This window comes from Streptomyces sp. UNOB3_S3, assembly GCF_020740895.1.
In the GTDB taxonomy this organism is placed as follows: Bacteria; Actinomycetota; Actinomycetes; order Streptomycetales; family Streptomycetaceae; genus Streptomyces.
In genome coordinates this window covers 1-7,740 of sequence record NZ_JAILXP010000342.1, presented here as the reverse complement: position 1 = coordinate 7,740, position 7,740 = coordinate 1, and the positions used below count along the sequence as shown (strand labels likewise).

Below are 7,740 nucleotides of genomic sequence, written 5' to 3'. Positions count from 1 at the left end.
GCTTCACACCGCCCCCGAGGTCCCGCAGACGCAAAGGATGTCCTCCATGAAGCTCCGCAACACCGCAGCGGCGGCCGCCGTCGTCATCGCGCTGGCCGCCTCCGCCACCGCCTGCGGCAAGTCGGGCAGCCCCGACGACAAGAGCGACAAGTCCAGCGGCGGCTCCTCCGCTGCCGCCGAGCTGCCGAAGTACCCGGTGAACTCCGCCGTGGACGTCAAGGGATCCCCGGTCCTGGAGAAGATCAAGGGCAAGACGATCACCATCGGCACCAAGGCGGACCAGCCCGGCCTCGGCTTCGAGAACCCCGGCACCAAGAAGCGCTCCGGCTTCGACGTGGAGATCGCCCGGATGGTCGCGGCCGATCTCGGCTTCGACGAGGCGCACATCAAGTTTGTGACGGTCCCTTCCGAGGCGCGGGAGACGCAGATCGCCAGCGGCGGCGTCGACCTGTACGTCGGCACCTACACGATCAACGACGAGCGCAAGAAGCAGGTCGGCTTCGCCGGCCCGTACTACGTCGCCGGGCAGGACCTGCTGGTGAAGGCCGACAGCTCGATCAAGGGCCCGGACGACCTCAAGGGCAGGAAGGTCTGCTCGGTGACCGGTTCCACCCCGCTGAAGCGGATCAAGGAGCCCAAGTACGGCGTGGCCGAGGCCAAGGCGCAGCAGGGCTACCAGCTGTGCGTGCAGGAACTGGTCAACGGCTCGGTCGACGCGGTCACCACGGACGACTCGATCCTCAAGGGCTACGCGGCCGAGAACAAGGGCGCGCTGAAGGTCGTCGGCAACCCCTTCTCCAAGGAGCCCTACGGCGTCGGCCTCAAGAAGGACGACACGGCGCTGCGCGAGGCGGTCAACAAGGCCATCGAGGCGCACGAGAAGAACGGCGACTGGAAGAAGGCCTACGACGCCACGCTGGGCCGCTCGGGCGTCCCCGCCTCCACCCCGCCCGCGATCGAGCGCTACTGACCGGCGAGCGGTGCCGGACGACCGCCTCGCGATACCCGGAGAAGTGACGTGAACGTTCTGTCGGACAACTTCGCGATGTTCCGCGAAGGTTTCATCGGCACCGTGGAACTAACGGTGCTCAGCGCGCTGCTCGCCCTGGTGCTGGGCACCCTCGTCGCGGCGTTCCGCGTCTCTCCGGTGCCCGCGCTGCGCGTCTTCGGCACCGCATGGGTGACGCTGCTGCGCAACACCCCGCTGGTGCTGCTCTTCCTCGCCGTCACCCTGGGGCTGCCGGCGCTGGGCCTGAAGGGCTGGGACTCCTTCTGGCTCGCCGTGCTCGCCCTGGGCTGCTACACCTCGGCGTTCATCTGCGAGGCCATCAGGTCCGGGATCAACACCGTGCCGGTGGGCCAGGCGGAGGCCGCCCGGTCGATCGGAATGACCTTCGGGCAGACGCTGGCCGGGATAGTGCTGCCGCAGGCCGCCCGCACCGCGATACCGCCCATCGGCAGCCTCCTGATCGCCCTGGCCAAGAACACGGCCATCGCCTCGGGCTTCAACGTCACCGAGCTCGGCTCGGTGCAGAAGACCCTCAACGCCGCCTCGGGCTACAACATTTACGTGATCTTCCTATGGATCGCGGTTTGCTACATCATCATCACCTTCACCATCAGCGGCCTGTTCCGGCTGCTGGAGAACCGACTGGCGGTGGCCCGATGAGCGGCAGCGTCCTCTACGACGCCCCCGGACCCCGGACCCGGGCCCGCAACCGCCTCTACGGCGCCCTGTCCACCCTCGCGATCGCCGGGCTGATCGGCTTCGTGGTCTACCGGCTGGACGCCACCGGGCAGTTCCAGGCCGGGCTGTGGGACGACTACGAGTACACCGAGACCCAGCAGCGGATCGTCGACGGCCTGCTGACCACCCTCAAGACCTTCGCGATCGCGGCCGTCCTCTCGCTGGCGCTGGGCACCGTGCTGGCCACCGCGCGGCTGTCCGACCACCGGCCGGTGCGCTGGGCGGCCACGGCGGTGGTGGAGTTCTTCCGGGCCATGCCCCTGCTCATCATGATCTTCCTGCTGTACGCGGCGGTGTTCACCTCCGACCCGATGTGGGCCCTGGTGATCGGGCTGACGCTGTACAACGGCTCGGTCCAGGCCGAGATCTTCCGTGCCGGGATCAACGCCGTCCCCCGGGGGCAGAGCGAGGCGGCGTACGCGATCGGGCTGCGCAAGACCCAGGTGATGACGGCCGTGCTGGTGCCGCAGGCCGTGCGCTCGATGCTGCCGTCGATCATCAGCCAGCTCGTGGTGACCCTCAAGGATACCTCGCTCGGCTTCATCATCCTCTACGAGGAACTGCTGTTCGTCGGCAAGGCCTTCGCCCAGCAGACCCCGCCCGTGAACGGCGTCTACGCCTTCATCCCGATGGTCATCGTCTTCGGCTCGATCTACATCCTGCTGTGCCTGGCGCTGTCCTCCGTCGCCACATGGGTCGAACGGCGCACACAGCGCTCACGCAAGGGGAAGCCGCCGGTACTGCCGGCCGCCGGCGCGATGCCGGGCGCCGGGCCCATGACGGGCGCCTCCGGCGCGGACGGCGCCGGGACCGGCTGAACGAACGGTGGCTGACGCCCCGTCGGTCGCACCGGACCGGCGGGGCGCACGCCTTCGGCGCGCCGCGACGGCGCCTCTGATCACTTGACGCACGCACCGGCAATGGGTTGCATACGTTCTGTGATCGCGCACCGTTTTCCCCCTGCCAGTCCCCGTACGTCCCGTACGCGCCACGCGTACGGCGAGGTCACCGTCCGTTCCGGGGGCGAGGGGGCCGCGCCGTGGACCCGGTGATCGTCGTCGGGGCGGGGCCCGTCGGGCTCACCCTGGCCCTGGCCCTGGCCCGGTACGAGGTGCCCGTCACCGTCCTGGACGAGTCGCCCGGCGAGGCCGGTCCGCCGCACGAGCGCCGTCCGGCGCGTACGGCCGTGCTGCGGCCGGAGACCGCCGCGCTGCTGGAGCGGCTGGGGTGCGTCACCTCGGAGGGCACCCGCTGGTCGGGCTGGCGCACGCTGCGGCGCCGTACGGAGGTGGCGCGGATCCCGTTCGCGCCGCCCGGCGGCGCCGGAAAGGCCGCGGAACCCGCCGAGTTCGAGGACGCGGAGGACACCGAGGAGCACCCGGGCGACGAGCGGTACGCCGACCCGGCAGCAGAACCGTCTCCGCTGCATCTGCCCCAGCACGCCCTGACGCGCGAGCTGCGGGCGGCGCTCGCCGGCGAGGCGGACGTCCGCCTCGTCCACGACAGCCGCGTGACGCTCCTCAAGCAGGACTCCTCCGGTGTCACCGCGCACACCCGGGGCGACAACGGCGGCGACAACGACACGGTGTGGCGGGGCAGTTATCTGATCGGCTGCGACGGCGCCCGCTCCGTCGTCCGCAAACTGCTCGGGGCCCGCTTCCCCGGGCGCACGGCCGTGGAGCGGTACGCGGTCGCCGCGCTCCGCGCCGAACTGCCCTGGCCGGGCGAGGCCGTGCTGCACCGCTCGCCGCCGCGCGGCGGCGAGGTGACGGCCCGTCCGCTGCCCGACGGGGTGTGGCGGCTCGACTGGCCGCTGCCCCCCGACGGCGGTCTGGTCACGCCCGACGCGCTGCTCGCCCGGGTCGGCGACTCCCTGGCCGCGTGGTGCGGCGAGACCCCGGCGTACGAACTGCTGGACACCGGTGTGTACGCCGTGCACCACCGCCTCGCGCGCCGCTGGCGCTGCGGTCGCGCCTTCCTCGCGGGCGACGCCGCGCATCTGCTGGGCGCGCTGGGCACCCAGGGGCTCGACGAAGGGCTGCTGGACGCCGGGAACCTCGCCTGGAAGCTGGCGCTGGCCTGGCACCACGGCGCCTCCGAGACCCTGCTCGACAGCTATCAGGCCGAGCGCCGGGAGGCCGTCGCCGCCCGGCTGCGCGCCGCCGACCGGACGCTGCCCGCGGTACGCGGCGAGGGCGGCTGGCGGACGGTGCGGCGCACGCTGGTGCCGGGCGCCGCGCGCTCCCACGACGCGCTGCTGACGGAAGGCCACTTGGGGCGCGGGCTGCTGGGCGCACCCGCGGTCCACTCCCGTACGCCCCTGCTGCCGGCCGCGCCCCCCGCGAGCTCGGTACTGGTGGGCACGGCCGTGGGGGCGCTGGTCACGGACGTGCCGGTGACCGCGCCGGACGGGTCGGAGGTGTGGCTGCGCGACCGGCTGGGCGGCGATCTGCTGGTGGTCCTCGTCGCCCCCGGCACGGGGGTGTGGGAGCGCCGCCACTGGCTGGGCGCGGGCCTCATGCCCGGGCTGGCGGCGGCCGTCTCGGCCCTGCCCATGGCGGCGGAACTGCTGGTCGCCGAGGGGTATCCGGGGGCGGACGCGCACACCGTGCTGGTGGTCCGGCCGGACGGCCGGCTGGTGGCCGCGCTGGCGGGGGTGCGGGCGGCGGAGCTGTACGCGTGCGCGGACGCGGCGCGGGGCGGTGCCATCGGAGGCACCGGAGGCACCGGAGCACCCGTGGAAGCGGTGCGCGCGGGCACGGCGAGCGCCGACGAAGCCACCAGTGAGGCTACGGCCAACCGTTGACCCGCACTTGGCGCCATGGTTGACTCCGCAGCGTGACTGACAGCGGCTCGCATTTCTGGCGGAGGGTCCATCTGGACCTCGTCCGCTACGCGGGCTGTGTCTGTCGTCCGTCCTGCTGATCCGCTCTTCCCTCCGCGCTGCCGGGCGCTCCGTGCGCCGCGCGCGTCCTTCGCGATCACTCAGGACGGTTCGACTGTGCCCTCTTCCGTTGCGCCCTCTTCCGTACGCACGACCGCTTCGCACACCGCTTCACACGCCGCCTCGCCGGACACCCCCGGGGCACCGTCGCAGGCGGATCTCCTCGACTTCGCCGACCGGACGGCCGCCGACGCCCGTCTCGTCGCCTCGCTCCCGCTCGACCCCCATGGGCGGACCTGGATCCGGCTGGAGGGGCCGGGGGGCAGCGAGGCGTGGCTCATCGGCTGGCCGCCGGGCAGTGGCACCGGATGGCACGACCACGGTGGCTCGCACGGCGCGTTCGCTCTGGCCTCCGGGGGTCTGACCGAGCAGTCCCTGGCCGCGCGGCTGCCCACCGAGGGGTGGAAACTGCTGGAGCTGGCGGACGGCATCGACCGTGAGCGCCTGCTGGCGGCCGGGGACGGCCGGGCCTTCGGGCCGCACCATGTCCACCAGGTGCTCAACGCCTCGCGGGAGCGGCACGCGGTGTCCGTGCACGCGTACTACCCGCCGCTGCCGATGATGCGCCGGTACAGCCGCAGCGGTCAGGTGCTGCGGCTGGAGGCGGTCGAGTGGGCGCGGGAGTGGTCATGAGGGTGGAGGAGTTGCTGGCCGAGGCCCGGGCGGAACTCGACCGCCTGGGACCGGCCGAGGCCGCCGCCGTCCGGGCGGACGGCGGGCTGCTGGTGGACATCCGCTACGCGGCGCTGCGGGAGCGCGACGGGACAGTCCCGGGAGCGCTCGTCGTGGAGCGCAACGAGCTGGAGTGGCGGCTCGACCCGGCCTGTGAGCACCGCGCGGCGCGGGTGACGGATCACGGCCTGCGGGTCGTCGTGTTCTGCGACGAGGGATACGCCTCGTCGCTGGCCGCCGTCTCCCTGCGCCGGCTGGGCCTGTACCGGGCCACCGATCTGGTGGGCGGCTTCCAGGCCTGGCGCGCGGCCGGACTGCCGGTGACGCCCGGGCCACCCATGACGCCCTGACGAAGGGCACCGGGCCGGCGGGCAAGCAGCAGGCGGGCAGGCGGCTCAGACGTCCGGCAGAAAGTGGTCGAGCAGCTCCGGGTCGTCGCCCTCCTCCTCCAGGGCGCGGCGCACCACGCGCAGGGCGAGCCCCTCGGAGTAGCCCTTGCGGGCCAGCATCCCGGCGAGGCGGCGCAGCCGCTTCTCCCGGTCAAGGCCCCGGGTCGACCGGAGCTTGCGCTGGACGAGCTCACGGGCCGTGCGCTCCTCCTGCTCCGCGTCGAGCTGCCCCACGGCCTCGTCGACGATCGCGGAGTCGACGCCCTTGGTACGCAGTTCACGGGCGAGGGCCCGGCGGGCCAGGCCCCGGCCGTGGTGGCGGGACTCGACCCACGCGCCGGCGAACGCGGCGTCGTCGATCAGGCCCACGTCCACGAACCGGGACAGCACCTCCTCCGCCGCCTCGGCCGGTATGCCGCGTTTGGCGAGGGCGTCGGCGAGCTGTTTGCGGGTGCGCGGGGATCCGGTGAGCAGGCGCAGGCAGATCGCCCGCGCCTGCTCCTCCGGTGACGGTGGTGCTCCGGCCCCGGCCCTTGACGGGGAAACGGAGCCACCGCCCGTACGGTCGTCCGCGCGCGGCTCGCGCGGCACGGGCCCGTCGCCGTGCCACGGCTGTGCATCAGACACGACAGACATGGCGCGGCTTAGCCCTTGGCCGCGGCCTTCGCCGCCTTACCGGTGGACTTGGCGGCCGGCGCGGGCACCGACTTGACCGGCTCGCCCGCGGCGGCACCGGCGGCGTCGGCGGCGGGCTCCTCCGCCGGAGCGCCGGAGCGGGCGCCCACGCCCAGCTTGTCCTTGATCTTCTTCTCGATCTCGTTGGCGAGGTCGGGGTTGTCCTTGAGGAAGTTGCGGGCGTTCTCCTTGCCCTGGCCGAGCTGGTCGCCCTCGTAGGTGTACCAGGCACCGGCCTTGCGGATGAAGCCGTGCTCCACACCCATGTCGATCAGGCCGCCCTCGCGGCTGATGCCCTGGCCGTAGAGGATGTCGAACTCGGCCTGCTTGAAGGGCGGCGCGACCTTGTTCTTGACGACCTTGCAGCGGGTGCGGTTGCCGACCGCCTCCGTGCCGTCCTTCAGCGTCTCGATGCGGCGGATGTCGATGCGCACCGAGGCGTAGAACTTCAGGGCCCGGCCACCGGTCGTGGTCTCCGGGGAGCCGAACATCACGCCGATCTTCTCGCGGAGCTGGTTGATGAAGATCGCGGTGGTCTTGGACTGGTTGAGCGCGCTGGTGATCTTCCGCAGCGCCTGGCTCATCAGGCGGGCCTGGAGGCCCACGTGCGAGTCGCCCATCTCGCCCTCGATCTCCGCGCGCGGCACCAGGGCGGCCACGGAGTCGATGACGATCAGGTCGAGCGCGCCGGAGCGGACCAGCATGTCGACGATCTCCAGAGCCTGCTCGCCGTTGTCCGGCTGGGACAGGATCAGGTTGTCGATGTCGACGCCGAGCTTTCTGGCGTACTCGGGGTCGAGGGCGTGCTCGGCGTCGACGAACGCGACGGTGCCGCCGGCCCGCTGGGCGTTGGCCACGGCGTGCAGCGTCAGGGTCGTCTTACCGGAGGACTCCGGTCCGTAGATCTCCACCACACGGCCGCGCGGCAGGCCGCCGACGCCGAGGGCGACGTCGAGAGCGGTCGACCCGGTGGAGATGACCTCGATGGGCTCATTCGGCCGCTCGCCCAGACGCATGACCGCGCCCTTGCCGAATTGCCGTTCAATCTGCGCGAGCGCGGCGTCGAGCGCCTTCTCGCGGTCGGTTCCTGCCATGGGTTCCACCCGGTTCGCTTGAGTCGATCGCTTCACGTCCACGACGCTAACGCCTGCCACTGACAATGCGCCCGGGCGTCGCTCCGGGCCTGTGGATAACTCGGCTCCCGCGGCCCGGGACACCCATAAGAATGGATGTTCGATTTTGGTGTCAAGCGCGCCGCTCCGTGTGCCGGACAGCCCCGGAATTCAGCCTTCCGCCCCGCCCGGCCCCGGGTC

The 7,740-nt window shown here is 72.2% G+C and carries 9 protein-coding genes; 7 read left to right on the top strand and 2 right to left on the bottom strand.

What is annotated here, in order from left to right; translation table 11 throughout:
• Positions 1–46: 46 nt before the first annotated feature.
• The 7 genes from K6I33_RS28090 (at position 47) to K6I33_RS28065 (ending at position 5,713) form a co-directional block, all read left to right on the top strand.
• Positions 47–970 (top strand): glutamate ABC transporter substrate-binding protein, encoded by a 924-nt coding sequence (locus K6I33_RS28090; protein WP_229357341.1) that lies wholly within the window; start codon positions 47–49, stop codon positions 968–970.
• Between the two features lie 48 nt (positions 971–1,018).
• The gene (locus K6I33_RS28085; protein WP_229357339.1) at positions 1,019–1,669 is read left to right on the top strand and encodes an amino acid ABC transporter permease; all 651 of its coding nucleotides are present in this window, start codon (positions 1,019–1,021) and stop codon (positions 1,667–1,669) included.
• The gene (locus tag K6I33_RS28080; RefSeq protein WP_229357338.1) at positions 1,666–2,565 is read left to right on the top strand and encodes an amino acid ABC transporter permease; all 900 of its coding nucleotides are present in this window, start codon (positions 1,666–1,668) and stop codon (positions 2,563–2,565) included. Before K6I33_RS28085 ends, K6I33_RS28080 begins: the two co-directional genes overlap by 4 nt.
• Positions 2,566–2,786: 221 nt before the next feature.
• Positions 2,787–4,553: an FAD-dependent monooxygenase gene (locus K6I33_RS28075; protein WP_229357337.1), complete on the top strand. Its 1,767-nt coding sequence runs from the start codon at positions 2,787–2,789 to the stop codon at positions 4,551–4,553.
• 32 nt (positions 4,554–4,585) lie between these two features.
• Positions 4,586–4,672, top strand: a complete 87-nt coding sequence (locus K6I33_RS36690) for a putative leader peptide (RefSeq protein WP_361699378.1) — start codon at positions 4,586–4,588, stop codon at positions 4,670–4,672.
• Between the two features lie 76 nt (positions 4,673–4,748).
• Positions 4,749–5,324, top strand: coding sequence for a cysteine dioxygenase (locus tag K6I33_RS28070; protein WP_229357336.1), 576 nt, complete (start codon positions 4,749–4,751; stop codon positions 5,322–5,324).
• Positions 5,321–5,713, top strand: a complete 393-nt coding sequence (locus K6I33_RS28065) for a rhodanese-like domain-containing protein (RefSeq protein WP_229357335.1) — start codon at positions 5,321–5,323, stop codon at positions 5,711–5,713. Before K6I33_RS28070 ends, K6I33_RS28065 begins: the two co-directional genes overlap by 4 nt.
• 45 nt (positions 5,714–5,758) lie before the next feature.
• On the opposite strand, the gene recX is transcribed toward K6I33_RS28065, so the two are convergent.
• The gene (gene recX / locus K6I33_RS28060; RefSeq protein ID WP_238492150.1) at positions 5,759–6,388 is read right to left on the bottom strand and encodes a recombination regulator RecX; all 630 of its coding nucleotides are present in this window, start codon (positions 6,386–6,388) and stop codon (positions 5,759–5,761) included.
• Positions 6,389–6,396: 8 nt separating this feature from the next.
• Positions 6,397–7,521, bottom strand: a complete 1,125-nt coding sequence (gene recA, locus K6I33_RS28055) for a recombinase RecA (protein WP_229357334.1) — start codon at positions 7,519–7,521, stop codon at positions 6,397–6,399.
• Positions 7,522–7,740 lie beyond the last annotated feature (219 nt).